General features: G+C 55.4%; 28 protein-coding genes and 2 pseudogenes. 11 read left to right on the top strand and 19 right to left on the bottom strand.

The genetic code is table 11. The features are described from left to right. Positions 1 to 59 precede the first annotated feature (59 nt). The 7 genes from MHX53_RS05720 to MHX53_RS05750 form a co-directional block, all read right to left on the bottom strand. Positions 60 to 1,823 carry a biotin carboxylase N-terminal domain-containing protein gene (locus tag MHX53_RS05720; protein ID WP_102237647.1) on the bottom strand — a complete coding sequence of 588 codons (1,764 nt, stop codon included), beginning with the start codon at positions 1,821 to 1,823 and terminating at the stop codon, positions 60 to 62. After that, positions 1,820 to 3,382 carry a carboxyltransferase domain-containing protein gene (locus tag MHX53_RS05725; RefSeq protein ID WP_102237648.1) on the bottom strand — a complete coding sequence of 521 codons (1,563 nt, stop codon included), beginning with the start codon at positions 3,380 to 3,382 and terminating at the stop codon, positions 1,820 to 1,822. Before MHX53_RS05725 ends, MHX53_RS05720 begins: the two co-directional genes overlap by 4 nt. Beyond that, positions 3,379 to 4,137, bottom strand: coding sequence for a 5-oxoprolinase subunit PxpA (locus MHX53_RS05730; protein WP_239271552.1), 759 nt, complete (start codon positions 4,135 to 4,137; stop codon positions 3,379 to 3,381). Before MHX53_RS05730 ends, MHX53_RS05725 begins: the two co-directional genes overlap by 4 nt. Before the next feature lie 89 nt (positions 4,138 to 4,226). Continuing rightward, a complete protein-coding gene (locus MHX53_RS05735) occupies positions 4,227 to 4,646 on the bottom strand; it encodes a DUF393 domain-containing protein (RefSeq protein WP_102237650.1) in 420 nt (139 codons plus the stop codon). 100 nt (positions 4,647 to 4,746) lie between these two features. Then, on the bottom strand, positions 4,747 to 4,986 hold the full coding sequence (locus MHX53_RS05740; protein ID WP_102237651.1) for a CsbD family protein: 240 nt from the start codon (positions 4,984 to 4,986) through the stop codon (positions 4,747 to 4,749). 466 nt (positions 4,987 to 5,452) lie between these two features. Further along, the gene (locus MHX53_RS05745) at positions 5,453 to 6,394 is read right to left on the bottom strand and encodes a cation diffusion facilitator family transporter (protein WP_102237653.1); all 942 of its coding nucleotides are present in this window, start codon (positions 6,392 to 6,394) and stop codon (positions 5,453 to 5,455) included. Continuing rightward, entirely contained in the window at positions 6,387 to 6,755 is a 369-nt protein-coding gene (locus MHX53_RS05750) for a metalloregulator ArsR/SmtB family transcription factor (RefSeq protein ID WP_239271553.1), read from the bottom strand. Before MHX53_RS05750 ends, MHX53_RS05745 begins: the two co-directional genes overlap by 8 nt. Positions 6,756 to 6,817: 62 nt before the next feature. Between MHX53_RS05750 and MHX53_RS05755 the strand changes: the two genes are divergently transcribed. After that, positions 6,818 to 7,615 (top strand): phosphatase PAP2 family protein, encoded by a 798-nt coding sequence (locus MHX53_RS05755; RefSeq protein ID WP_239271554.1) that lies wholly within the window; start codon positions 6,818 to 6,820, stop codon positions 7,613 to 7,615. Here MHX53_RS05755 and MHX53_RS05760 read toward each other — a convergent pair. Then, positions 7,599 to 8,069, bottom strand: a complete 471-nt coding sequence (locus MHX53_RS05760; protein ID WP_239271555.1) for a hypothetical protein — start codon at positions 8,067 to 8,069, stop codon at positions 7,599 to 7,601. The two genes, MHX53_RS05755 and MHX53_RS05760, sit on opposite strands and share 17 nt — an antisense overlap. A gap of 80 nt (positions 8,070 to 8,149) precedes the next feature. Here MHX53_RS05760 and MHX53_RS05765 point away from each other — a divergent pair, with 80 nt between their 5' ends. Both MHX53_RS05765 and MHX53_RS05770 read left to right on the top strand, forming a co-directional pair. Then, the gene (locus MHX53_RS05765; protein WP_239271556.1) at positions 8,150 to 8,755 is read left to right on the top strand and encodes a TetR family transcriptional regulator; all 606 of its coding nucleotides are present in this window, start codon (positions 8,150 to 8,152) and stop codon (positions 8,753 to 8,755) included. A 12-nt stretch (positions 8,756 to 8,767) separates the two neighbouring features. Continuing rightward, positions 8,768 to 9,124 carry a 2'-5' RNA ligase family protein gene (locus MHX53_RS05770; protein WP_239271557.1) on the top strand — a complete coding sequence of 119 codons (357 nt, stop codon included), beginning with the start codon at positions 8,768 to 8,770 and terminating at the stop codon, positions 9,122 to 9,124. 172 nt (positions 9,125 to 9,296) lie between these two features. On the opposite strand, the gene MHX53_RS05775 is transcribed toward MHX53_RS05770, so the two are convergent. Beyond that, positions 9,297 to 9,740, bottom strand: a complete 444-nt coding sequence (locus MHX53_RS05775) for an ASCH domain-containing protein (RefSeq protein ID WP_102237658.1) — start codon at positions 9,738 to 9,740, stop codon at positions 9,297 to 9,299. Between the two features lie 66 nt (positions 9,741 to 9,806). Between MHX53_RS05775 and MHX53_RS05780 the strand changes: the two genes are divergently transcribed. Then, positions 9,807 to 10,244 (top strand): YtoQ family protein, encoded by a 438-nt coding sequence (locus MHX53_RS05780; RefSeq protein WP_102237659.1) that lies wholly within the window; start codon positions 9,807 to 9,809, stop codon positions 10,242 to 10,244. A 129-nt stretch (positions 10,245 to 10,373) separates the two neighbouring features. Here MHX53_RS05780 and MHX53_RS05785 read toward each other — a convergent pair whose 3' ends face one another. Together MHX53_RS05785 and MHX53_RS05790 are read right to left on the bottom strand one after the other, a co-directional pair. Further along, complete coding sequence (locus MHX53_RS05785) at positions 10,374 to 11,435, bottom strand: 2,3-butanediol dehydrogenase (protein WP_102237660.1); 1,062 nt, start codon at positions 11,433 to 11,435, stop codon at positions 10,374 to 10,376. Positions 11,436 to 11,682: 247 nt separating this feature from the next. After that, positions 11,683 to 12,633: a patatin-like phospholipase family protein gene (locus MHX53_RS05790; RefSeq protein WP_102237661.1), complete on the bottom strand. Its 951-nt coding sequence runs from the start codon at positions 12,631 to 12,633 to the stop codon at positions 11,683 to 11,685. 50 nt (positions 12,634 to 12,683) lie between these two features. Between MHX53_RS05790 and MHX53_RS05795 the strand changes: the two are divergent. The 4 genes and pseudogenes from MHX53_RS05795 to MHX53_RS05810 all read left to right on the top strand — a co-directional run. Beyond that, positions 12,684 to 12,972, top strand: a pseudogene (locus tag MHX53_RS05795) (DUF3801 domain-containing protein); the annotation flags it as partial. A gap of 251 nt (positions 12,973 to 13,223) precedes the next feature. Beyond that, on the top strand, positions 13,224 to 13,835 hold the full coding sequence (locus MHX53_RS05800) for a class I SAM-dependent methyltransferase (protein ID WP_102237662.1): 612 nt from the start codon (positions 13,224 to 13,226) through the stop codon (positions 13,833 to 13,835). A gap of 84 nt (positions 13,836 to 13,919) precedes the next feature. Then, a pseudogene (locus MHX53_RS05805) lies at positions 13,920 to 14,132 on the top strand (phage replisome organizer N-terminal domain-containing protein); the annotation flags it as partial. After that, positions 14,128 to 14,571 carry an OsmC family protein gene (locus MHX53_RS05810; protein ID WP_102237663.1) on the top strand — a complete coding sequence of 148 codons (444 nt, stop codon included), beginning with the start codon at positions 14,128 to 14,130 and terminating at the stop codon, positions 14,569 to 14,571. The pseudogene MHX53_RS05805 and the gene MHX53_RS05810, both read left to right, overlap by 5 nt. A gap of 1 nt (position 14,572) precedes the next feature. Here the strand turns inward: MHX53_RS05810 and MHX53_RS05815 are convergent, their stop codons facing one another. Genes MHX53_RS05815 through MHX53_RS05830 form a run of 4 tightly spaced genes read right to left on the bottom strand, consistent with a single transcriptional unit; the run spans position 14,573 to position 18,038 of the window. Next, positions 14,573 to 15,151, bottom strand: coding sequence for a 1-acyl-sn-glycerol-3-phosphate acyltransferase (locus MHX53_RS05815; protein WP_239271558.1), 579 nt, complete (start codon positions 15,149 to 15,151; stop codon positions 14,573 to 14,575). Between the two features lie 27 nt (positions 15,152 to 15,178). Then, positions 15,179 to 15,910 carry a GNAT family protein gene (locus tag MHX53_RS05820; RefSeq protein ID WP_239271559.1) on the bottom strand — a complete coding sequence of 244 codons (732 nt, stop codon included), beginning with the start codon at positions 15,908 to 15,910 and terminating at the stop codon, positions 15,179 to 15,181. 55 nt (positions 15,911 to 15,965) lie between these two features. Continuing rightward, a complete protein-coding gene (locus MHX53_RS05825) occupies positions 15,966 to 17,567 on the bottom strand; it encodes a helicase HerA-like domain-containing protein (RefSeq protein WP_239271560.1) in 1,602 nt (533 codons plus the stop codon). A 39-nt stretch (positions 17,568 to 17,606) separates the two neighbouring features. Then, entirely contained in the window at positions 17,607 to 18,038 is a 432-nt protein-coding gene (locus tag MHX53_RS05830; RefSeq protein ID WP_102237667.1) for a hypothetical protein, read from the bottom strand. 341 nt (positions 18,039 to 18,379) lie between these two features. Here MHX53_RS05830 and MHX53_RS05835 point away from each other — a divergent pair, with 341 nt between their 5' ends. Beyond that, on the top strand, positions 18,380 to 19,396 hold the full coding sequence (locus MHX53_RS05835) for a magnesium and cobalt transport protein CorA (RefSeq protein WP_239271561.1): 1,017 nt from the start codon (positions 18,380 to 18,382) through the stop codon (positions 19,394 to 19,396). 19 nt (positions 19,397 to 19,415) lie between these two features. Here the strand turns inward: MHX53_RS05835 and MHX53_RS05840 are convergent, their stop codons facing one another. The 4 genes from MHX53_RS05840 to MHX53_RS05855 all read right to left on the bottom strand — a co-directional run bounded on the left by MHX53_RS05840 (position 19,416) and on the right by MHX53_RS05855 (position 22,986). Continuing rightward, positions 19,416 to 20,093, bottom strand: a complete 678-nt coding sequence (locus MHX53_RS05840) for a hypothetical protein (protein ID WP_239271562.1) — start codon at positions 20,091 to 20,093, stop codon at positions 19,416 to 19,418. A 10-nt stretch (positions 20,094 to 20,103) separates the two neighbouring features. Further along, on the bottom strand, positions 20,104 to 20,766 hold the full coding sequence (locus tag MHX53_RS05845) for a hypothetical protein (RefSeq protein WP_239271563.1): 663 nt from the start codon (positions 20,764 to 20,766) through the stop codon (positions 20,104 to 20,106). A gap of 10 nt (positions 20,767 to 20,776) precedes the next feature. Next, positions 20,777 to 21,469, bottom strand: coding sequence for a hypothetical protein (locus MHX53_RS05850; protein ID WP_239271564.1), 693 nt, complete (start codon positions 21,467 to 21,469; stop codon positions 20,777 to 20,779). 131 nt (positions 21,470 to 21,600) lie between these two features. After that, positions 21,601 to 22,986 carry an MFS transporter gene (locus tag MHX53_RS05855; protein ID WP_102237671.1) on the bottom strand — a complete coding sequence of 462 codons (1,386 nt, stop codon included), beginning with the start codon at positions 22,984 to 22,986 and terminating at the stop codon, positions 21,601 to 21,603. Positions 22,987 to 23,137: 151 nt separating this feature from the next. On the opposite strand from MHX53_RS05855, the gene MHX53_RS05860 reads away from it, so the two are divergent. Together MHX53_RS05860 and MHX53_RS05865 are read left to right on the top strand one after the other, a co-directional pair. Next, a complete protein-coding gene (locus tag MHX53_RS05860) occupies positions 23,138 to 24,691 on the top strand; it encodes an amino acid ABC transporter substrate-binding protein/permease (protein WP_239271565.1) in 1,554 nt (517 codons plus the stop codon). Continuing rightward, positions 24,688 to 25,431, top strand: coding sequence for an amino acid ABC transporter ATP-binding protein (locus MHX53_RS05865; RefSeq protein ID WP_102237672.1), 744 nt, complete (start codon positions 24,688 to 24,690; stop codon positions 25,429 to 25,431). The genes MHX53_RS05860 and MHX53_RS05865 overlap by 4 nt, the downstream gene beginning before the upstream one ends. Positions 25,432 to 25,580 lie beyond the last annotated feature (149 nt).

A 25,580-nucleotide genomic window follows, 5' to 3' on the forward strand; every position in this document is an offset into this window, starting at 1 on the left:
AGATGCTCATCTCTTTATGCGCTGTGGCACGCCTGTCCATATCGGTGGGCCAGAACAACCTACACAATGCGTGCAATCGTTGCACCAGCAGACACTTGATCGCCAGCAGAAAAGGGCTCGCACTCCACAGTTCCTGCTGTTGGCGCCACTACGTTGGATTCCATTTTCATGGCTTCAATCACGGCGACCGTCTGCCCTTCGTTAACCTCTTCGCCATCCGTGACCTTCCAGGTGACGAAGTTGCCGGCATAAGGGCTGGTGACAGTGTTCTCTGTTATGTTGGCATCCGCCGAGGTGTCACCAGATTCACGTGTTCCGTCACCTGGGTGGGTGGAAGCGGCCATCTGCGTGAGGAGCTGAGCAGGCAGGCCCAGTTCTAAGCGCTTCCCGTCCAGCTCGATACCGAAACGTGTGAGTGGCTGGTCAGTACTGTGGTCCGCATAGATCTGACTACGTTCGAAGTCACCCGCGAAATCTTGCTCGATCCACGTGGTGTGGACAGCGAAATCGTCAACGAAGTCTGGATGCTCAAGAACCGCTTGGTGGAAGGGTGCCACCGATGCGACGCCTTCAATGACGAGTTCACGGAACGCCTGCCGGGCCCGCCTGATCGCTTGCGCACGCGTTGACCCATGCACAATGAGCTTGGCCATCATCGAGTCATACGCTCCAGGAACTGTAGACCCTGTTGTCACACCGGAGTCAACCCGGATGCCTGGCCCCGTCGGTGCTTCAAAACGGGTCACCGTGCCAGGGCACGGAACATAGCCAGCAGTAACGTCCTCGGCGTTGAGACGAAACTCAATCGCATGCCCGTTTTGGGGAAGCGACCCGTCACGAACCTCAGCAACAAAGGACAGGGGCAAGCCACCTGCAATCCGGAACTGTTCGCCAACCAGATCAACGCCCGTGGTCATTTCCGTCACCGGGTGTTCAACCTGCAGGCGCGTATTGACCTCGAGGAAGCTGATGGTTCCGTCGTCTGCAACTAGGAACTCAACCGTTCCCGCACCCACGTAGCCAACCGCCTCGCAAATGGCGACGGAAGCTCGGCGGATCATGTTCTCTTGATTGCTTGTGAGGAACGGTGCAGGCGCTTCTTCCAAGAGCTTCTGATTGCGGCGCTGCAAAGAGCAGTCGCGCAACCCAACAACAACAGTGTTGCCGTGTGTGTCAGCAAGAATCTGCGCTTCGACGTGCCTGGGCTTGACCAGGAACTTTTCAACGAAACACTCATCACGTCCAAAAGCGGCACGGGACTCGCGCCCAGCTGCGGCGAAGGCGTCTTCAACGTCTGTGAGTTCGTGGACAACCTTGAGGCCACGTCCGCCACCGCCATAAGCAGCCTTAATGGCGATCGGCAGTCCGTGCTCTTGTGCGAACGCGTGCGCATCTTCCCAGTGCTCCACAGGCCCGTCAGAACCGGGAGCCAACGGAGCGCCGACGCTTACCGCAATTTCGCGTGCCTTTACCTTGTTGCCAAGGGTTTCGATCACATCCGCAGGCGGGCCAATCCACGCCAGACCAGCCTCGGTGACGGCGGCCGCGAACTCAGCATTCTCTGCCAAGAAACCGTACCCGGGGTGGACCGCGTCGACCTGCGCTCGAAGAGCAATCTCGATGATCGCAGGAATGTTCATATACGTATCGGCTGGTGTGGTTCCAGGAAGGCGATAGGCTTCGCTAGCGACGCGGGTGTGCAACGCGTTCGCGTCAGCATCGGAGTACACGGCCACAGACCGCAGACCATGATCGGCCGCAGCACGGGCGATTCGTACCGCAATTTCCCCGCGATTAGCGATAAGAACAGACTTCAACGTCATACTGCTTCTCCTGGAATATCGACGAGGTCAAAGTGTATGAGTGCGCCCGGAGGAAGCTGGGCAGCAAGGTCGAGGTCTTCTGCCACGACAGTAGCAATGACGGGGTATCCGCCCGTGACTGGGTGGTCAGCGAGGAACAACACGGGGTGGCCTTCCGGTGGCACTTGAATAGCTCCGGACACCATGCCTTCGCTCGCAAGTTCCCCCTTGTCTTCTGCCCGCTTCAGTGCCCGGCCGTCCTCACTGGGGGTAAGTCGAAGCGCGATCCGGTTCGAGGTTGAACTCACCGTCCAGGACTGCGCGGTAAGCGTGTCAAGCTCACTGGGGGCACACCAGTGCGCTCGCGGTCCAGGAACGGCACGCAACGTGACGGCGTCAAGTTGCTCGGGCAAAGTGCGGGGTTCGGCTTCCCCCACAGCCGCAGGTACGGAATCGGTTTCCACGCTGAGTTTTTGACCAGCAACAATGGGGTCAGGGCCCAGCTTCGAAAGCGTGTCAGTGGCGGTCGATCCCATGACAGTGGGAGCGGCGAAACCACCTCGGACTGCCACATAATTACGCGCCCCGCACGTGGGGGCGCCCACAGACAACTTGGCACCTGCCGGAATCACAACGGGCGTCCGCAGGGGAGTGGGCTGACCATCGACCGTGAGAGGCGCCTGAGCGCCAGTGACCGCACACGTCACGTCGACATCCGCGCAGAACGAGAAGCCACCAAACAGGCACTCAATGACCGTCGCGCTCGAACTGTTGCCCACGATGCGGTTAGCCTGCCGGGTAGCCCCGCGGTCCAAGGCTCCGGACGTGGACACGCCCACATCGCCGTGCCCCACGCGACCCAGGTCCTGAAAGAGGGCCTGGAGTCCCACCTCGGTCACGGTTGCTACGGGCTCCCCAGGGTGCGGGGAGACCGCCGAGGTGGTGGGCGGCTTCACGTTGATGTGTTCCGTGACAGCGCGGTAACGCACGGTGTCGCCAGGCTGGATGAGGTTAGGTAGGTTCTGAGTTTCATCCCATACAGGGGTGGGTGTGGTTCCTATCAGTTGCCAGCCGCCTGGCGAGTCGATGGGGTACACGGCGGAATACGGGCCAGCCAAGGCAACGGACCCAGCTGGGACTTGGGGGCGTGGCGAAGACTTTCGGGGTGTGTCCCACGACTGTGAGGCCGAGGTGCAGTACACGAAGCCAGGGGCGAACCCGCCAAAGGCAGCCGTCCATTCCTCGCTCGTGTGGAAGTCGATGAGCGCCTGCGGTGACATGCCGTACAGGTTCGCGGCTTCTTCGAGATCTTCGCCGGAGTACACCACGTCGATTTCAACGGTTTTGTTTTCTTGCTCCCGCACTTCTGGCGGCTGCAGTGAGCGCAGGGTTTTTAAAGCGGCATCGAGGGCTCGCCGTGTGTCTGCTTTGAAGAGCAGTGTGTTGGCTGCCGCGATGACTTCGATTTGGCCGTCGAGCGGGTGCGCGTTTAGGTGGGCGTGCCATCGCATGACGGTCCGGGTGTCGGGGAGGTCGATGAGAACCGAACGGGTACCCATGAGGCGGAACTCGGGGGTCATACGAAACTTTCTACCGTCACGCCGGCGTCTTGGAGTGCGCTGCGAATCGCCCGGGACACCTCGACGGCTCCGGGGGAGTCGCCGTGCACACAGATTGACTGGGCATCGATGTGAATGGTGGACCCGTCGCGGGCGGTCACGGTTCCTTTTGTGGCCATGTCGATGACGCGGGCGCACACGTGGTCAAGATCGGTGACGACGGCTCCGGCTTCTTTACGAGATACCAGCGTGCCGTCCGGGTTGTAGGCGCGGTCGGCGAACGCCTCGGTAATGACGTCGACCCCGGCCTTCTGGGCGATTGCGCCCGCGACTGAACCGGGCAATAGAAGTAGCGGAATGTTTGTGGAGAAGGCGCGCACTGCGTCCACGACCGCCTGAGCGTGAGCGGTGTTGTGCACGATTTCGTTGTAGAGCGCACCGTGGGGTTTGACGTAGCGCACGTGCGAGCCGTGGGAACGTGCGATCGCGTCGAGCGCACCAATTTGGTAGAGCACCTCATCGGCGAGCTGGTGAGGGTCGTAGTCAATGAAGCGACGGCCAAAGCCGGCGGGATCGTTATATGAGGGGTGGGCGCCAATCGTGACGTTTCGGCTTGCAGCTGACTTCACTGTCGCTGCGATTCCGTGGGGTGTTCCGGCATGGTAGCCACAGGCCACGTTGGCAGAAGAAACGACATCAAGAATCGCGTCATCGTCGCTTATTGCAACTCCGGCGACAGATTCTCCCAGGTCTGAGTTGATGTCGATGGTCGTCATGTTCCGTTTCCCAAAGAGTGCTTGTTCAACGATTCTAGGCCGTTTTATGGAAATTTAAACCCTTGAGAGATCTCCCACGGCTTATCGTTCTAGTGCAATGAGCAGCTTGCGGTGCCGGTCCCGAGGTGGCAGTCATTTGGGTGCGACTGGCACCAGGGTGTTGTGCCACGAAGAAGGTAGCGGTGTTCTGCGACCCATCCATATGCGCGGTCTTGTAAGGAGCGAACTCCGGGGATCCTGTAGAGCTGTGTGAACAGCCGAGTTCCAAAGGTCACGTCGAGGACCAGGTTGATGGACTCCGCTCCGGAGGCACTGCGGTCGTGAGTGAAGGCCCAAGCGGCTTGCTGTGTGTCAGTTTCAGTGAGACTGAACCGTTCGTGAACGCCGGGCCGTTGAGCGGGGTGCAGTCGGATGCGCGCTTTTCTATCAAAGCGCTTGATTGCGTAGGCGGCACGTGTGCAAAAACCGCACTGACCGTCAAAAACAAGGTCGACCAAATCGTGTGGCATGTGGTGATTTCTATTGTGCGGACCGTTTGGACTGTGAGTGTGGAAGCCCCGAGGTTCCCGCTGAGAATGCCCAGCGGGAACCTCGGAGCTTTAGTGAGTCTTACTTTTTGTCGTTTCCAAGCAGGCCGTCGACAGCACCCTTTACGGAGTCTTTGACGTCGTCAAACGTGTCTTTGGCCGAGTTCTTAGCGTCGTCGATCTTGTCTTTGAAATCAGCCTTAGCGGCTTCTGCTTTACCGCGGGTTTCGGTTTCCTTGTCCCCGGTGAGCTTTCCGGCGCCTTCCTGAATCTTTCCGCCCACTTTGTCGGCGGTGTTTTCAAACTTGTCTTCTGCGCTCATTACGCTCCTCCTTCGAGTTTGACACTGCACATTTATGTGCACGCTTCCATCCTATGGCGTGATCGGGTCCTGGTTCTTGGGCGCTCGGCGCAATCGACCTCGGCCACGCCACGTTCTGACAGTTGCTCCTCTAAGCGCGAGGAGTGGGGCATCAAACGAGGGTTATGTCGAAAAAACGGCGAAATTTCGACATATCTTCTCAATATGTCGATGAAATCGACATATATGTACATGAGGGTTCTTGGGCATATAACCCCTCAGTTGCTCACCACAAGTGCTCGGTTGTGAACTCGCTGTGTTGGGTAACTGGCCGATTTATGGCTGAAAACGCGAACAAAACGAACAGAAAGGGTGTGTAGTCAACACATCTGTTTGAGCTGTGTTGGGTAAACGGTTCTTCGCATCTGCGGGGTGTGAACGATGCCTTGAAACCAGACAAAGATGAACCATGACGTGACAGTTCAAACTAGGGGTGCGGGTGGTACTCGTGAGTCCCATGCTTAGGCGGTTCGAACTGAAAGGTGGAGTGCTCAACGTCGAAATGCCCCGCAACGCAGTCCTGCACCTGGTCGAGCAGTTGGGGGATGTGCCCATCCTCAAAACACTCGTCGTCGACAACAACGTGTGCCGAAAGGGCCGGCAGGTCAGTCGAGACGCTCCACACGTGCAAATCGTGTACACGCTGCACGTGGGGAAGCTCAAGGATGTGTTCCGTGATTTCTTCCAGGTCAATGCCTTTTGGAGCCGCTTCTAGGAGAACCCGGCCGGCATCGCGAAGCAGATTCCACGCCGCGTACACCATGAGCCCGCATACCAGCAACGATGCAATGACATCAGCTATCACCCACCCAGTGAACATGATGATCAAGGCGGCGATCATCGTCCCGATGAAACTGTAGAGGTCGGTCAGAATGTGCTGATATGCACCCTCGACGTTAAGGCTCGAACGGTTTGCACGCGCAACCAACCATGCGACCACGATATTTACTGCCACCCCCACCGCGGCAACGATCAGCACAGGGCCGCCGTCGACCTCGGGCGGTTCAAGCAGGCGGTGGATCGCTTCGACGGCAATAACGCCGGCAACAACCAGTAGCGTGATGCCGTTAGCTGCGGCAGAGATGATCTCAACGCGCTTCAACCCCCATGTCAGCGCCCCTTTTGGGGGCTGGGCAATCAGTCGAATGGTCCACAGCGCCAACGCAATTGCGCCCACATCGGACAACATGTGCCCGGCATCCGAAAGCAACGCAAGGGAGCCGGTCATGAAACCGACTACGACCTCGGCGATCATAAACGCGCCAAGAATGATCAAAGCCAGCCACAGATACCGGCGGTCAGCGTCGGCAGAGATGCTGTGGTTGTGCCCTTCGTGGTCGTGTGTGGACTGCTTTACCAGGTCAGACATGGCTGGTGCCCTTCTGCTGAGAGGACTCAATGCATTTGTCTGCACTAGTCAGGACTGCTGAGGCGGCCGTAAGGAGCTGTGCGGTTTCCTGTGGGTGCGCCAGGGTGTAGTAGGTGGCTCTGCCGTGAGTGTGGCTGGCGAGGAGGCCGGCGTTCCGAAGCGAGGCCACGTGCGTTGACACGGTGGACTGGGCAAGGCCGAGGTGGTCGACAAGGTCAGCAACTCGGTGTTCGCCTAACTGCAAATGTTGGATGATCTGAAGTCGGTGTGGGTCAGAAAGGCTCTTAAAGAGTGTGGCCCAACTTTCGAGCTCCGTGTGGGCGTCTTCGCGGGAAGTTCCCTCGTGATTAATCAGCGACATATGTCGATGATATCGGAATTGGACGATAAAAGCTATGGGGGTTGGTCGGATACGCTTTCCGAATGCGCTCATTCTTTGCCCGTGGTCAGGAAATCTTAGACTCCGCCCTTGTGTGGTTGGCCCGCAAGTTTGGGCCGTGGACTGTGATGACGATTGTTCTCACGGTCGGTGTGACGGTTCTTGCTGTGTTGGCAAAACTCACGGGTGAGGTCTATGAAGAGGTCGCATATGAAAACGGCACGGCCCAGATCGATCAGCCGGTTCTCGATTTCATGCTGTCGATCCGGGCGCCGTGGCTCAACTCAGCGGTTAACGCCTACACCCACGTCGGTGGGAAGGTTGGTGGCGTGGTCGTATGCCTCGTGCTCATTGTTGTTCTGTCGGGTCTCATGCGTTCGGTGCGACCTCTCATTCTTTTGGCGGCGGGTGCTCTTGGGTCTGTGTGCATTTCAGTTGCGGGAAAAGAGATTGTGGGGCGTGAACGCCCACCCCGTGTTGATGCAATTCCTCCGTATGAAGTATCGCCGTCGTTTCCGTCGGGCCACACGCTTTCGGCAACCGCGATCATGATTGTCACTGCGTACCTCCTCGTGCTGTGGATGTCACACACTCGTGCACGGGTCCTGGCCGTTCTGCTGTGTGGCACCTACGCATTGACGATGGGTTTGAGTCGCGTGTATTTAGGTCACCACTGGCTCACCGATGTCATTGCGGGATTCGGCGTGGGGTCTGCCTGGGGAATCGTCGTGATCCTTGCCCATCAGGTGTTCCACACTGTGCGACGTGTGCGAGCAGTCCGGGGGTTGGATTCGCGACTGGGAACAACCTCGGGACGTTCCTTGCTTAACCAAAGACCATGATCCCAGCGGCCGCAAGCGAGCCACACAATACACCCCACAGCACGATCGACACGAACTGCCAACTAGCCACCGCGTTGCGCGACGCTCCAAAGGACACCATGGTCATGGACGTAATTTGGCTGGGTAGGAACATCTGACCCAGCAAGCTGACGCCGGGAACACCCCATTTATCGAAAAGTCTTTTCAGCTTCGCTTTCTTGGGGCTCAAAGAAGCCCCCTCGTCTTTGCTCACGCGTTTGCGCAGTGTGTGTGCTCCAAAAACTAAGAGCAGCATCGAGGTGGTGTTGCCTAAGACTGCTGCGGGAATTGCGACTGCCGGGTGGATGCCGGCCATGATTCCAATTACTGATCCGAAGTAAGACTCGACGAACGGGATCGCTGAAATGAGAATGACTCCGGTCCAGCGGGCCCATTCGGGAAGTGAAAGTGTGAAGTTCTGAAGTGCATCGAGCATTTTTCTCCTCAGTAGTACATTGTGCTAGCTCAGTGTACTAGTACGATGTACTACACTGTCAAGAGGAGCGTTCAGATGAAATGAAAGGTGTTGTTCCGGTGACGGATAGGCGAGAAGACATCATCCAGGCGGCAATCGAACTCGCGCAGAAAGAAGGGCCCAAAGCCGCGACTGTGCGAGCGGTTGCGCAGCACGTGGGAATAGGAGCCAGTACTCTGCGATACTACTTTCCCACCCAGAGCGACCTCGGACGGGCCGTGGCAGAACGTCTCATTTCTTCCGTGACTCCGGACCTCAACATTCGCGACTCCTCCCAGCCGCCGCACGAGCGGTTGGCCGAATGCATAATCCAGTTCTTGCCTCCCACTGATGAAAGTGTTGAAGCGATGGTGAGTGCGTGGGTCGCACAAATGGCGCGCTTGTTTGACCCACAGTCTGGCGACGGGCCCGCTCAGATGATGTCGCGCTTGTACGAAGTAGGCTTGGGTCGAATTACAGGATGGCTTCAGGCTTTGGCGCAGGAGGGGCACATCGACGAAGCGGACATTTCGCGTGTTGCTTCTTTGCTGTCCGCTACCTGCGATGGTCTCATGTTCCAGCTGGGGGCGAAGACGCTGACCCTCGATGACGCAAAGGACCATGTGACCTGGCTTTGTGCCACTGTTCCTCCACGCGCAAACCACTAAACTGCACAGCATATGAGCGTGCGTTCACCAGACAACATTCTTTTTTATCTGCCACCTGACCAGGAGCAGCAGGTGCGGGACATTTTCTCTGCCCTCAACGACCTCGGCCTTCCGCAACAAAACCAACGCCCGCACATTACGGTGACGTTCGCGCCCCGCATGTCGCCCGAGGTGGTCGCCCGTGCCGCTGAAATCTTGCCTCCCGTGGTGCCAGCGACGTTCACACGTGTGGGGACCGTGATTTTTGGGACGCGGAGTAAACAGACAATCGCGTGGCTGTTAGAGACGGACAGTGCCGTGACCGAGGCTGCGCGTGAAATTTGCGCACTCAACCCCGATGGGCGGGGACTGAGTGGATACCGCACCTGACCGTGGGGTTGCGCATTCCACGCGCGATGGTGCCGGATTACATGCGGGGACTCGAAGAGGTAACTCCCACCAGGTTTAAGGAGCTGACGGCGCTCAGGGCCGCGTACTGGCGACCTGCAACTCGCCACTACACGCACCTGGCCGGGCCAGAACCAGAGGACTAGCGAGCCGGCTATACGTACTTTTCGATGACTTCAAATTCTGAGCACAGCACTTGCGTGTCATCGGTAAGGGTGAGCGGTGGGTCGCCCAGCGCGGTGACGAAGTCGTCCGAGGTCCAGAAGCGCTCATGTCCAACGCGCCACTGGTGTGCGTCGGCGTAACCTTCACCCTCTTTACGTGCATGCTCATCGGTGACATGCGCCAGGGTAGTGACGTAATTTCGGGTCGTGCGCGTCACGCACACGACTTTTCCTTCGGAGTCGATCACTGCTTCGAGGTCTCCGCCAGAGGGGGAGGGAAGTGGCTCACCTGAGCGCGTGAATTCCTCGACAAGCGTGGCTGTTGAGGTTTTTTCTCCCGAAAGGATTGCACTGACCAACGCATCCCTGAGTGGGCCAGGGAATGCGTACTCCCCAATAGGGATGATGGCGAGGTCAATGAACCGATGTTTCATAGCTCACATGCTAGTGCGAGACCTTGCGCATAATGGAGAACGCAAACACACTAACAAAGGAGCATCATGAGCTTTAACGTGTACCTCTCTGGCGAAATCCACACAGAATGGCGCGAAGAAATCGAGCGCGGTGCAACCGCTGCTGGCCTCGACGTCGTTTTTACCGCCCCCGTGACAGATCACGACGCGAGCGATGCAGCCGGTGACCACTTGGCAGAAACCCAGACATCGTTCTGGCGAGACAACCAGTCGGCCAAAGTGAACGCCATCCGTACGCGCACCCTCATTGAAAAAGCAGACCTCGTGGTTGTGCGCTTTGGCGACAAGTACAAGCAGTGGAACGCGGCGTTTGACGCCGGGTATGCGGCCGCGCTGGGCACGCCCTACATCACGCTACACTCAGCCGACATTGTTCACCCGCTGAAAGAAGTTGACGCAGGTGCGCTCGCATGGTGCGAAACGACAGAACAAGTCGTGAAAACCCTGCAATACGTTCGGCGCTAAAACAGCGCGGACGCACTGGCCTACTGCCGGTGACTGTCTAATACAAAGATCCGGCCCGGCTGGAAACCACTCAGGTTTCCTGCCGGGCCGGATCTTCTATGTTCGAGCGCGGTGCGCTACTGGAGCAGATCAGGCGTTAGGGTTCACCAAAATCTTCACGTGCTTTTCGTTGTTGTTGATGAGCTGGTCGAAGCCCTTGTCAACCAGTTCGTCAAGCTTGATGCGGGCGGTGATGAACTTGGACAGGTCCAGCTTGCCTTCCTGCACCAGCTTGATGGTTGCTGGGTGGTCGTTCGAGTAACCGATCGTTCCACGCAGGTCGATTTCCTTGAGAACCAGGTTTGGCATGTCGACTTCTGGCTTACGACCCCAAATGGACACGTTCACGATCACACCGCCTGGCTTAACAGCATCGATGAGCATGTCCAGAACAACAGGTACTGATGAGCATTCAAAGCCAACGTCTGCGCCCTTGCCATCGGTAAGTTCCCTCACCTTTTCGGCAACGTCAACTTCGCGTGGGTCAAAGACTTCGTCAGCCACGCCAGTTGTGCGAGCCATTTCCTTGCGTGCTTCAGACAGTTCGGAAATGTAAACGGTGAGTCCAGAAGCCTTGAGAACACCAGCGGTGAGAAGACCAATCGGTCCAGCTCCACCAACGATTGCGACATCGCCTTCGCCGGCACCCGAACGTACAAATGCGTGGTGACCCACGGACAGGGGTTCGATAAGAGCTGCTTCGTCCAGCGGGATGTCACCAACAGGGTGTACCCAGCGCTGCTCAACGACGATCTTCTCAGACAGGCCACCACCTCGGCCACCGAGGCCGATGAAGTTCATGTTTTCGGAAAGCTGGTAGTTGGAGCCTTCGCCGGTGTCGACGTCTTCGCCCACAATGTAGGGTTCAACGACAACATTCTGGCCAACTTCGAGTCCGGTCACGCCTTCTCCCAAGGCGGTGATGGTGCCGGAGAATTCGTGGCCCAAAGTCACAGGGGCTTCTTCGCCGGAAATTGGGTGTGGCTTGCCCTTAGGTGGAACGAAAATGGGGCCTTCGAGGTATTCGTGAAGGTCGGTTCCGCAGATTCCACACCAAGCAACGTCGATTGCTACGGTGCCAGGCTTAAGTTCTGGTTCAGGGATGTCTTCAATACGAATATCTTTTTGGTCGTAGTAACGTGCGGCCTTCATATTCACTTCCTAACGATGAATGAGTCCGACTTGCGGTGATGAACAGGGGTTATATCGCTGTTCACTTATGAGTGTAGTCGCGAGTGAGTGAGGCCTGAAGCCCTGCACTCCTAATCTTTCAAGCTGAAATTTGGCGTCTTGCAGTGTGACTTAGGTGAGGCGGGCGTTCTTGTGAGTGTGTCGGGCGGCACACGGGTGGTGTGAGTGGAGTCACAGGTGCCCGAGGTGTGTGAAGACTGACCGGTGTTTAGTGGTCAGCGGGCGCACCCAGGAATTCCAGCCACTGGGGTAACTCACGGCGTGACTGCGACAGCCCCGCGCGATGGACAGCTGCAAGCTTCGAGAGGTTCCGCTCCCCGTTTCCAATGGGCATACGTTCCGGCACGAACAGATAAGCCTTGCCCTGTTTTTCCAGTTCAAATAGCTCTTCTCGTGTTTCGTTGTAGCGCTTCCACCGAGTCAAGAGGGCTTCAGCGATGGCCGGGTGACGTCGGAAGTAACGGCGGTAGAACTCGCTAAACCTTTGAGGAGTTTTCTTGTACGAGCGTTCTTGCGTGAGGACTACAAAGAAACGTTCGAACCCGTCCGCGCGAGCCTGTGACAAAGCGATACCGCCGTCGGGCCCCAACGCGCCATCCACGTAGGTGCGACCATCAATGTGAGTGGGTGGCATGATCACCGGCATAGTTGAGGACGCGCGCACGCGCACCATGAGGTCGCGCATGGTAGGGAAATCGTCTTCGGTCCACACCTTCAGATCACCCGATTCGGCGTCGAAAGCGGGAATCCGGATGCGGGTGCTTGAGCGTGAAAACGTGTCCCAGTCGAAAGGCAACGCTTGGTGAGGCAGGCTTGTGTTCTCGTAGATGTACTCAGCGTTGAACAGACCCTTGCCTGCGAGCATGGTGCGCAGGTTGCCAAACTGAGGGTCGGCGGCAAAGTCCACAAAACAGCGTCGGGCGCGTACAGGGTCCCGCGACACATAGTTGGCAGTGTTGCTAGCGCCAGCGCTCACACCTGCCACCCAGTTGAAGTAGAGACCGCGCTTGATGAGGGTGACAACAACCGCTGATGTCAATGCCGCTCGCATTCCTCCGCCTTCAAAAATGAGGGCAGTGTCGTCAATCACGTGATACGGGGTGTTTGCGCGCGCCGAGGTAGTTGTACGTGGAGAAACAGCGTCAGGTTCAGGACTCATGAACTCATGTTAACGATCTAGAGTGGTGAACATGACGAGACGGTAGCACTTACAAAAAAGGACAACTAGAAAATATAAGCATAGATCAAAGTGACCTCAAAGACTTAAAAAGAGAACTAAATAAATTTGGAGTAAAGTTTTCAGTTATAAAAACAAAGAAACCCAAAACTATGAAGGATTTTCCAGGTCAAAGACATAAAAGTAATGGAATATGCCTTTAAGTAAGTCATAGCCAAAGAAAATAAAAGAGAAAAAGAGAGTATACTAAAACAAATAAAGAAATACAAAGGCCTATCTAAGAGCAAGGATAAGACAAAGAAAAAGTCAAAAGGAAAGTAAAAGAAAAAGTAAAACCAAGCAAAAAAATATATGACCAGAGAAATCTAAGGGAGTAACGATAAGTTACACCCTTAGACCCCCACAATAACAAGACTTCCGAAAAGCAGAAGTCTAGAATTCCGAAAATCGGAAATCAAGAACTTCGATTATCGAAAATCTGGGAAATATCAAGGTAGATAGGATATAAAATGGAATAAACATAAAGTTTACGATAGAACTACACTGATAATAGTTATCAATAGGAGATGAAAATGTTAAGAAAATTCTTTGAAAATGTAAAAAATCCGAAAAATAATTTCGGCGGTCGCCTCATGGTAAAAGGCATGAACATTGGTCACGAAAAATTTGCGAAATGGGGCAGATCCTTTCTGAATATTAAAACCTCGGATGTAGTTTTAGATTTAGGATGTGGCGGTGGACGTAATGTTCAATACTTCTTAACAAAGGCTAGAAAAGTATATGGAATGGACTATTCTAAAACAAGTGTAGATATCGCAAGTTCAGTAAATAGCGAAGCTATAAAAGATGGCAGGTGTAAAATTATTGAAGCAGACGTGGCTAAACTACCGTTTGAAGATGAATCCATAAATATAGTAACTGCCTTTGAAACAATTTATTTTTGGAAGAATATAGAAGTATCTTTTAGGGAAATCCATCGTGTTCTAGTAAATGACGGTCAGTTTCTAATATGCAACGAAGGAGCATATAGAGAGCATAAAAACATAAAAAAATGGGCGGATATGCTAGATTTTGAAGTTTATTCTCCCGAATATCTTACAGAAACATTGAATAAGATAGGATTTAAGTGTGAATACCATCTGGACGATAAAGAGCATATCGTATTTTTAGCTAGCAAATTATAAAAGAATTTGCGAAGGATGAAAAACAAATCATAAGAAGAAGTAGAGAATAAATCTGCTTCGGGTTTTATTGCAAGGAGGGTTGGAATGACAACAAACAAAAGATATTATTGGATAAAACTAAAAGAAGAATTGTTCGCAGACAAAAGGATAAAAAGATTAAGGAGAATATCGGGAGGAGATACCTACACGATAATCTACTTTAAACTTCTACTATTAAGCCTAAAAGATGAGGACAAACTCTATTATGGTGGAGTAGAAAGTGATTTTATAAAAGAGTTAGCACTAACCATAGATGAATAGTGAAGCACCCAAACCTTTTGCCATCGAACTGACCCGCACCGCTGAAAACCGGTACGTCGCCACGAACGGAAAAGGCGGTCACATCGAATTTGGGCGGGGCGAAGACCTCATGTCACCCGTCGAACTCCTGCTCGCCGCGATCGCTGGCTGCTCTTCGATCGACGTAGACACAGTGACTTCGCGACGTACTGAACCTGAAAACTTCACGGTTACAGCGCGTTCGGAGAAGGTCGTCGAAGACGGTGACGCTTCACGCCTAGGTCCCATTACCCTGAACTTCGACATTACGTTCCCGGATGACGAAGCAGGGCAACGAGCGACCGGAATGATCGAACGGCTGGTGAACTTGTCGCATGACAAGTACTGCACAGTATCGCGCACTGTGGAACACGGGACACCTGTCACGTTCGACATCGCTTCAGGTGACGACGAGTGACCTAGCCCTGAAACGAGTCTTCGTCTCTGAGGCGGGGCTCCACTTTGTGCTGAGGATAGAAACCGGATTTGTCTGAGTAGAACTCACGGATCCGGTCCATGTCTGCTTTCACATCGCCGGTGAGCACAACCGTGGGACCCAGGCCAGTTGTCATGGTTGTCCGGTCCACATACCCCAACACCAACGGCAGACCAGTCTCACGGGCAATCCGGTAAAACCCTGACTTCCAATGCGAATGCCCTTTGCGGGTTCCGTCGGGAGTAATCACCAGGCTCAGGTTGCCGCCACTACGTAAGGTATCTACGACCTCGGCGACCATCCCTGCAGGATTAGCCCGGTCCACGGGAATCCCACCCAACTTGCGCATCACCGGGCCCTTCCAGCCGGTAAACAGCTCTTGCTTGCCCATCCACCGCATGTGGATACCCAAACGCCACGCGATTCCCAACATGAGCACGAAATCCCAGTTCGACGTGTGCGGAGCGCCGATGAGGATCGTGGGCTGTTTAGGCGCGGGGGCGGTGCGGAGCTTCCAACTGGAGAAGAACCAGAATGCGCGGGCGACGAGGCGACGGATCATGTTTGTAGTCTATGAGGGCTGGCCTACTCACACGCAGCGAGGTTCCTCGCGGCACTGCGCAAGGGTGCGCACCTGCGTACCGTCAGCGTTGAAGTTCGCGGGATCCAGCCACCGTTCAAACCCTGCGCGGACTGCGGGCCATTCTGCGTCTGTGATGGCGAACCAGGCAGTGTCCCGGCTGCGACCCTTGTACACGACAGCGTTGCGGAACGTGCCTTCGTATGTGAATCCCAAACGTGTGGCGGCCCGGCGTGACACGCTGTGGAGGTCATCGCACTTCCATTCGTACCGGCGGTAACCCAGGTCATCGAACACGTAACGCATGAGCAAGAATTGCGCTTCGGTTGCTGCGCGGGTGCGCTGGAGCAGGGGCGAAAACTGCACAGTGCCAACTTCAACCACGCCGTTGCTGGGGTCTTGGCGCATGAGCGCCATAGTGCCCGCGGGCTCTGCGGCTGGCTGGTCCGCAGACGATTTGAGGAGCACCACGTAGTGGCGTGGGTCGGTGCTGGCCTGGGCCTTGCGTGCCCAGGTGAGGTAGTCCGCCGAGGTGGCAAACGGCCCGTCCTTCATGTACGTCCACGCGCTGTCGTCGGGTGCCAGCGCGTACGCGTCGAAGAGGTCGCTGGCGTGTTGGTCTGCCACCAGTGGGGCAAGCGTACACGACTGGCCCTCCAGCGTCACCGGTTGCGGCGGCTGCGCCGGGGTCCAGTGGGGGAGTGCCGGGCCGATCGGTTGGCCAAATTCGTTCAGTGTCATCGGTTCTCTTTTAGTGAGGGGACTGGGAGGGCGTGTGCTGTCTAGTTTTGCGACGTTACCTACGACGGCGCCGGCGGCGTCCCGTCCCAAAGATTCCACGAGCAATCTCGCGGGCAGCTGTGCGCGTGAACGTGCGAACTTCGGACGATGACAGTACTGACTCAAGTAGCGACTTGTCTTGTCGCTTCGAAGACTGGGACGACTGTGACGACTCGTTCGATGTCCGTGGTGCTGGAATCCGCTGCTGTTGTTCCTCTGTGGAGCGGGCGTCAGAGTCAGCCGCGTTGTCCTTCGCCTGGGCGTCATCTTCAGCACCTTCCTCCAAGCGCTGCGTCAGGATCTCGCGGGCGGATTCGCGGTCCAGGCGCTCGCCGTACGTGGCACTTAGGGGAGAATCTGCGACCATCTGAGCAACGACCTCGGGCGGGGTGGGCCCCATCTTTGACGTGGGCGCAAACACCTTGGTGGGCGCAACGGGTGTGGGGGAGCCGTCAGGGTCCATGACCGTGACAATCGCTTCCCCCGTACCCAGGCTGGTGAGCAACTCGCCCAGGTCGAAATCCGTTACCGGGAAAGTCGCGACCGTGTCCTTCAGCGCCTTGGCCTCTTTGGGAGTGTGCGCGCGTAACTGGTGTTGCACGCGCGAACCCAGCTGCGCCAGGATTTCTTCCGGCACATCGGTGGGGCGTTGCGTGACGAAGAAAATGCCCACGCCCTTGGAACGAATGAGGCGCACGGTTTGTGTCACTGACTCGATGAAGGCTTTCGACGCGCCTTGGAACAACAGGTGCGCTTCGTCGAAGAAGAACACCAGTTTAGGCTTGTCCGCATCGCCAACCTCGGGGAGTTGTTCGAACAGTTCGGCCAGCAGCCACATGAGGAAAGTCGAAAACAGTGCGGGGCGGTTCTGCACCGCAGGCAGTTCCAACATCGAGACGACACCGGCGGGACCCTCGGTGCGTAGTAGGTCGGAAATGTCGAATTCTGGTTCGCCAAAGAAGGCTTCCGCACCTTGCGCCTCGAGGTTGGCAATGGATCGCAGAATCACCCCCGCCGAGGCCGTTGACACCCCACCGATACTCTTTAGTTCCGCTTTTCCTTCCTCAGAGGTGAGGAACATGAGCACGGCTTTGAGGTCGCTTAAGTCCAGCAGGGCCAGGCCGTTGGAGTCGGCGTAGTGGAAGATCAGCCCCAGGACGGACTCTTGGGTTTCGTTGAGTCCCAGCACCTTGGCGAGGAGGAGCGGTCCAAAAGAGCTGACGGTTGCGCGCATCGGAATTCCGGTGCCTTCGCCTCCCAGCGCGTAGAAGGTGACCGCCGAGGCGGCAGGCTCCCAGTCCTGTCCGTTTGCCTTGGTGCGGGCTAAAAGTTTTTCTGACGCTTCGCCTTCTGACGCCATACCGGAGAGGTCGCCCTTGAGATCAGCGGCGAACACGGGGACCCCAGCGCGAGTGATCGCTTCTGTGAGCACCTGCAGAGTAACGGTCTTTCCCGTTCCGGTCGCACCGGCGATCAGGCCGTGGCGGTTGAGCATGCTTAAAGGAATTCGGACGCGCGCGTCGGTGACGGGTTTGTCACCGTCGAGGGCGGAGCCGAGTTCAATTGCTGGTTCAGAAAAGGAGTATCCGTCGCGAATAGCATCAAGCGCTGAAGTCATGTCTGTATTCAAGCACAGTCACGGGTATGCCGGTTGAGATTATTTGGCCTGATGGGCTGGGTTCAGTCGTTCGATCGTTGACATCGGGGTGTCATAGGCAAGCACGTTATACCCGTCGTCTTCCCCAGGCCATAGGAACGTGTGGTCGAAGCTGTCGGTGGCGAGGTCGTATCGGGCAATCCAGGTCTGCCAATCGCCACGCTCGGGATCGGCAGTGAGTTCCCGCAGCCGCGCTATCAGCGCATTGTTGAACGCCGGATTCATCCCGGACACCGTGGTGATCCGAGTTTCTCCACCGATAAACTGCCACGCCTGGTGCGCCGAATGCCCCGGTTCGTAACCGGACACAACCACAAAGCCATCCCACGGTTTGCGCTGATTGAGTTTCCTGTCAACACGCAGGCACCGGCCGATGACTTCCAGGATCGAATCGGCGGAGTCTAAGTCGACCTCAAAATCGGGTGTAGTCATTGTGCTCCCTCCAATGTCGCCAGATGTACGCAGAATTTCCGTATTGCGCACTTGGTTATGCGAAAGTCTATGGGAATGTATCGGCAACGTGCATGATGGCAGTTTGCTCAGCCCACATCACCAGGCAAGTTCGCACCTACTGATGTAGCGATGAAATACGCTGGCTCTTGGTATTCTCATTGAGCACACGTACCGCGTGTGTTTAACGCGCACACTGCGCCCCATGGACTCGGGAGGAGGAAGCAATGCCTAGTCGTCGCTTAAGCAGAGGTTTCCGCGTTCCGCGAAGTAGAAAAGTCGTTGCAACGACTACTACTGCTCCTGCCCGTACCAAGTCTCCTGTGGTCACGGAAATTGACAACGGTGTTCCGTGCCGTGTTGAAGGCGAAATGTCGCTCAAACAGGCCATGGATTTGACCAATTCATCGCCAGACAACATGGTGCTGTTGCTGTACCCGTCACCCACAAAAGAAGAGATTCGTGAGCTTGAAAACGAGTGGGACCTTCACCCTCTGCTCACCGATGACCTGCTCAATGCACACCAACGTCCGAAAGTAGAACGCTACGGTGACGTCATGTTCCTGGTTGCCCGGGCTGCCAGTTACATCGACGAACAAGAAGAGGTGAGGTTTTCGGAGTTTCACGTCCTGATGAAGGATGGCGTGGTTGTTGTCTTGTGCCAAGACGGGCGTTGGATCGACGGGGAAGACGGCTTGCAGATGGACGTGTATAACGCGCTGGTTGCACGCAAACACGGCAAGACCGTTCTTGCGAACCAGGGGATGTTGTCATACGGGCCAGAAGCCATCATTTATCGCCTTCTCGCAGCCATTGTGGTGGGTTACGCGCCAGTGCTACGGGGGATTGCGATTGACCGTGAGCAAATCGAACGGCAGGTGTTTTCCGGTGACGCGGCGGTTGCGGAACGTATTTACCGTCTGAGCCAAGAGGTCATCGATATGCAACACACGATTGCGTCTCTGAATGAAGTGATTGACTCATTGCGCGACGGGTTCGAAAAGTATGAAATTCCAGAAGACTTGCGCACATATCTCGATGACGTCGAAGATGATCTGCTGCATGCGCTTCGGCAGACGGCTGATCTCCGTGATGCTCTTGCGCAGATTCTGAGCGTGAACGCAACGCTGGTGTCGCAACGCCAAAACGAGGACATGAAGAAGATTTCAGGTTGGGCTGCGATTCTCTTTGCTCCCACTCTTATTGGTGCGATTTATGGAATGAACTTTGACCATATGCCTGAGCTTCACTGGGCCTTTGGGTACCCCATGGCGATCGGGATGATGGTGGGAGTTGGCGTTCTTTTGTATTACTTCTTCCGAAAATCTGACTGGATGTAACGAGTCTGTAGGGGCGTGATCATCGCCTCGTGGTGGACGAATACTGCGCCTTGCAACGGTTTAAAAACTCTGCCAGGGTGCGGGCATCCCGTGTGTGTCTCCAGGTGATGTGAGCGGATCGTATGTTTCCGTTGAGGTAGTAGTACGCCAACTTACCTTTGATGTGTGGGCGTTCCGTTCGAAATCTTTCAACCGTGTGAACGTCTGGTGCAATGATCGCTGTGTATAGTGGCAACGGCCATGTGTCCGAGCGCTGCTGGGCCTCGATGTGAAGGATTCCATCCCATGAGTAGAAAAAGGGCGGTATTTCTTCCGAGATGCGGGAGAAGTCAGGCGGGTACAGGCCCTCGCGTGTGATGACCCAGTCCCGAGTTGCCAGTTTGTCTTGGGGACGAGGCTTAAGACGCAGAACTATCATTCTCACGGCTGCCACTGGAATCATGATGGCGCAGACAGCATGACACGCTAGAATCAACCACACGTCAGGATTCAACCACACGAGAAGGTTGTGCGAGGGTCCTTCCACGTAGGTGACCCATAAAGTGGCAACCGCACCCGTCCACATGCCCAGTGCTACAGGTGGCAACACAACCCAGTTAAAGGTTTTCGCAATGGGACGGACACGAAGTGTCACTTGTCCTGTTGTGTTGAACTCGTGTTCGAGCTCGTCGAGGTAGCGTTGCTTGATCCGGGCCATCGTGGGTTTCCTAGTGGTCTTGTGTGGAGAGTGAGTAGCTCTGTTTACACGCTTGCAGGAATTTTGCCAAGGTGCGAGCATCGCGTGTGTGTCGCCAGGTGATGTGAGCCGATCGTATGTTTCCGTTGAGGTAGTAGTACGCCAACTTACCTTTGATGTGTGGGCGTTCCGTTTGAAGTCTTTTAACCGTGTGAACGTCTGGTGCAATGATCGCTGTGTATGGTGGCCACGGCCATTTGTTCGGAAACTGTTGGGCATCGATGTAAAGGATGCCGTCCCAAGCGTAGAAAAGGGGTGGTATTTCTTCCGAGGTGCGAGCGAAGTCTGGCGGGTAGACCCCCTCGCGTGTGATGACCCAGTCCACTGTTTTCAGTTTGTCTTGGGGACGAGGCTTAAGAAGCAGAACTACCGCTTGCACGGCTGCCACTGGAACCATGATGGCGAAGACAGCAAAACACGCTAGAACTAACCACATGAGAGGGTTTTTCGAGGGTCCTTCCACGTAGTTGAGCCATAAGTAGACGACGGAACCCACCCACAAGGCCAAGGCTCCGGGGGGCATCACAACCCAGTTAACGGTTTTCGCAATGGGACGGATGCGAAGTGTCACTTGTCCTGTTGTGTTGAACTCGTGTTCGAGCTCGTCGAGGTAGCGTTGCTTGATCCGGGTCATCGTGGGTTTCCTAGTGGTTTTGTGCGGACAGTGAGTAGCGTTTTTTACACGTTTGCAGGAAGCTTGCCAGTGTGCGGGCATCTGGCGTGTGTACCCAGGTAATGTGGCTGTCCGGTCGTATCGTCCTGGAAAAGTGGGCAAACCATGGGATTCCGTTGAGCGGGACGTAAAGCCACTTGCCTTTGATGTATGGGCGTTCTGTTTGAACTCTTTCAACCGTGTGAACGTCTGGTGCAATGATCGCTGTGTATGGTGGCCACGGCCATTTGTGCGGGAACTGCTTGGCATCGATGTCGTGGATGCCGTCCCATGCGTAGAAAAGGGGCGGTATTTCTTCCGAGGTGCGGGCGGCATCCGGTGGGCAGATTCCCTCGCGTGTGATGACCCAGTCGCGAGTTTCAAGCCTGTCTTGGGGGCGAGGCCTAATAAACTGAATTATTTCGATCACGACGCCCACTGGAACTAGGAGTGCGAAGGCAACGATGCACACCAGCATGATCCACGTTCGAGGGTCTTTCCACGTGCCTTCCACGTAGTTTACCCATAAGGCAATGACCGAACCCGGCCACGCGACCAGGGCCCCAAGAGAATACACAACCCAGCGAAGGATTTTCGCAATGGGACGGACGCGAAGCGTCACTTGTCCTGTTGTGTTGAACTCGTGTTCGAGCTCGTCGAGGTAGCGTTGCTTGATCCGGGCCATACTTAGAGTCTAGATAGCTTGGGGCGCATGCAATTCGCGTGCATGACACAGAACTGAAACCCGCTGTGTAGCTTCAAGCAAAACTGGGGCTCTTCCTGAAAACAGGAAGAGCCCCAGCTGAGTGGGCCGAATCAGACTCCCATAGGGAAGTGTTTGTGGTCCGGGCCGTTCTTCCGTTCGGTCATCTCTTCAGGGTTGTCCAACCAGTTCAGGCCTCGGTTACGCAACATGAACAGGTACACCATGAGCGACAGACCAATCGTGACGGTCGCATACACCACGAATAGGCCTGCGTGGTTAGCTTTTGCCGCCGACCAGATCAAGGGTGCCGTTCCACCGAAAATCGAGTTAGCAAGTGCGTAGCCCAGGCCAACACCCAGCGCACGCACGTGAACAGGGAAAATCTCGGCCTTAACAATCGCGTTGATGGACGTGTATCCCGTGAGGATGACGAAACCAACCGCGAGAATAAGGAAAGCCACAACCGGGTTGGTAACGCCAGGAAGTACCAAGAACAACACCCAGGTGAAAAGCACACCGCCTACACCGAAGAACACCAACAACGTGCGTCGTCCCACACGGTCCGAAATCGCTCCACCAATGGGCTGCAGGATCATAAGCAATGTCAACGCAATAAGTGAAATAACGGAACCAGTGATGGCGTCCTCACTAAACGAAGCCTTCACCACGTTGGGCCCGTTAACTGAGTAACCGTAGAACGCAAGTGTTCCACCCATGGTGACCAGGAAGCACACGAGCAGTTCGCGCCAGTACACGGTGACGAGTTCCTTCAGGGAACCTGATTCCTTCGACTCACCGGAGCGCGCGGCATCAATCGACTCCTGCGTCATCGACTCATCCATGGTGCGGCGCAACCACAGAACAACAAGAGCGCCCAAACCACCAATGAGGAAGGCGATACGCCAACCCATTCCCGAGATCCATTCCATGTCGGCAAAGAGCAACATGGCCAAGAATACGGTCTGTGCAAGTACGTGACCACCTACCAGCGTCACGTACTGGAACGATGAAAGGAACCCGCGGTGCTTAGCAACGGCGGCTTCGGACATGTACGTTGCAGAGGTTCCGTATTCACCACCGGTTGCAAAACCTTGGATCAAGCGGCACAGAATCAAAATGACCGCTGCCCATACGCCAATTGATTCGCGAGTAGGGGTTAGTGCGATGGCGAACGAACAACCGGCCATCACCATGATCGAGAAGGTCAGAGCCGCCTTGCGTCCGTGACGGTCAGCGAAGCGACCAAAGTACCAGGACCCAACGGGGCGCATCACGAAGGTGACGGCGAAAATCGCCCACACGTAAATGGTGGAGTTTGAGTCTTCTTCTGAAAAGAACTGGTGTTCAAAAGCTTTAGCGAAGACGGAGTAGACATATACGTCGTACCACTCAACGAGGTTTCCTGCGGACCCCTTGAGGGTGTTGGCGACTGAGCGTCCGAGCGATTGTGGCGCTCGCGTGCTCGTCGCGGAAATCGGGTGTGATTTTTCAGACATGGTTCGAGGGTACTGCCTACACACACTATTCCTTCAATTCGCACACACTCTTACGATTCTTGCTATTCCGTAGCCCAACGCAATCCAACCCGTACTGAGCAGGAAGACTCCAATCAAGGGGGTGGTGAAAGTGACTTTGGGCACACTCGTTATGGTGGAGACTCTGAGACATCTTTCATGCAACGTAAACAGAGAAGGATTTACAGTGTACGTTCACATCCAACGACGCTTCACGAGGGCTCTCTCATGGGTCGTCATGGCGCTTCTTGTTGGGGTACTGACCGTCGCAGGGCTCACTCCCTCATATGCTCAATCGGACGCTTCGAAGCCAGCGGCTCAAGCTAGCGGTGCTCAAGGTAAGAAATACACCATTGCGACCGACACCACGTTCGCCCCATTTGAATTTCGCGATCCCGCCACTGGCAAACTTACGGGAATCGACATGGACCTGCTCAGGGCCATTGCTGAAGACCAAGGGTTCGAAGTTGAAATTCAGTCCGTAGGTTTCCAAGCTGCTGTCACTGCGGTCGATGCTGGTCAAGCTGATGGTGTGATCGCCGGAATGGGAATCACCGACGAACGCAAACAAAAGTTCGACTTCTCCGAACCGTATTTCGACTCCGGAATCCAGATGGCCATTTCCGAAAACGACGACGAGATCAAGGGGTATGAGGACCTCGAGGGTAAAACCGTCGTTGCTAAAACGGGGACCGAAGGCGAAGCGGTAGCTAAAGAACTGGCAGAAGAACATAACTTCAAGATCAAGGGACTCGACCAGTCGGCAACGATGTACGAGTCCGTTAAGAATGGAACCGCTGTTGCGGTTTTTGACGACTACCCAGTGCTTGCCTACGGCGTCGAACAAGGCAACGGGCTTAAGATCGTGACCGATAAAGTGCCCGGATCCAAGTACGGATTCGCCGTTAAGAAAGGCGAGAACACCGAACTTCTTGAGGCTTTTAACGCAGGGCTTACAAACCTGCGGGACTCAGGGGAGTACGACAAAATTGTCGACTCCTACCTAGGTGGTGCCGGCAAAGAAGACTCAAAACCGGGCAATATTTTTTCGCTGGCGCAACAGACATGGCCAGCACTTGCAAAGGGTCTGTGGAACACCTTGGCTATTACCGTCGTGTCCTTTGCAATTGCGATGGTGCTGGGTCTGATCTTCGGATTTATGAAGGTGTCACAGAACCGTGTGCTCACCGGCATTGCTTCAGCATTCGTCGCGATTTTCCGTGGAACCCCGCTTCTGGTCTGGGCGTTCTTCTTCTACTTTGGCCTGCCACAACTCATGGGCACTAAAGGTGACGTGTTCCTCGCCGGTGTAGCCACCTTGGCGCTCAACGCTGGCGCGTACCTCACCGAGATTGTGCGCGGAGGTATCCAGGCCGTTGATGTCGGACAGATGGAAGCGGCTCGTTCGTTGGGTCTGCCATGGGGCAAGTCGATGCAAAAAGTCGTTGTTCCTCAAGCAGTGAAGATCGCTACTCCGTCCATCATCAACCAGTTGGTCATTACACTGAAGGACTCCTCGCTCCTTCTGACCATTGGATTTGCTGAACTTCTCTACCAAGCACAACAGGTGTACGCCTCAAACTTCCGCACCACTGAAATGCTCATCATCGTGGGTGTGATCTATTTCGTCATCATTACGGTGCTCACCTGGATTGCCAACATCGTCGACAGGAGGCTCAACAAGTGAGTAAGGAAAAGTCACCTGCAATCAAGGTCAGCGGGCTACGCAAGTCGTTTGGCGACAACGAAGTGATTAAAGGAATCGACTTCGAAGTGGCTCACGGTGAAGTCATTTCGCTTATTGGGCCGTCCGGTTCAGGTAAGTCAACAATTCTTCGCATGCTGAATCGCTTGGAAGACCCCACGTCGGGGAAGGTTGCGATCGAGGGAACCGACATTACGGACCCTGCAACCAATCTCAACTCGGTGCGTCAACACATTGGAATGGTTTTTCAGCACTTCAACCTGTTTCCCAACATGACAGTGATTGAGAACATCATGCTGGCACCGGTTGAGTTGAAAAAGAAGAGCTCCAAGGACGCGCGTGACTATGCGATGCGACTCCTGGAACGAGTAGGCCTTGCAGACAAAGCCGACGAACGTCCACACAAATTGTCGGGCGGACAGAAACAGCGCGTCGCAATCGCGCGTGCTCTTGCTATGGAACCGAAGATCATGCTCTTCGACGAGGCCACCTCGGCGCTCGACCCGGAAATGGTTGGCGAAGTACTCCAGGTGATCCGAGACCTCGCAAAAGAGGGCATGACCATGATCCTGGTGACTCACGAAATGGGCTTCGCTCGCGAAGTCTGCGACCGGGTGTTCTTCCTGGCCGACGGGGAACTCGTCGAGTCTGGCCCACCCGAGGAAGTCTTCGACAAGCCGGAGCACCAACGTACGCAAGACTTCCTAGCCAAAGTCCTGTAACCAAAACTGGCGTGACAACCCCGAGGTGGAACGACCTCGGGGTTTTCCTTCCCCAAAGCAGGGAAGGAAAGGACTAGACAGCACCATTCACAACGCTCACGCGTGTGGAACATGCGTCCCTGTCACATCAGGGCTATGTTTAAAACGGA

Origin of the sequence: Brevibacterium sp. ACRRH (assembly GCF_022346365.1) — a bacterium.
Classification (GTDB): domain Bacteria; phylum Actinomycetota; class Actinomycetes; order Actinomycetales; family Brevibacteriaceae; genus Brevibacterium; species Brevibacterium paucivorans.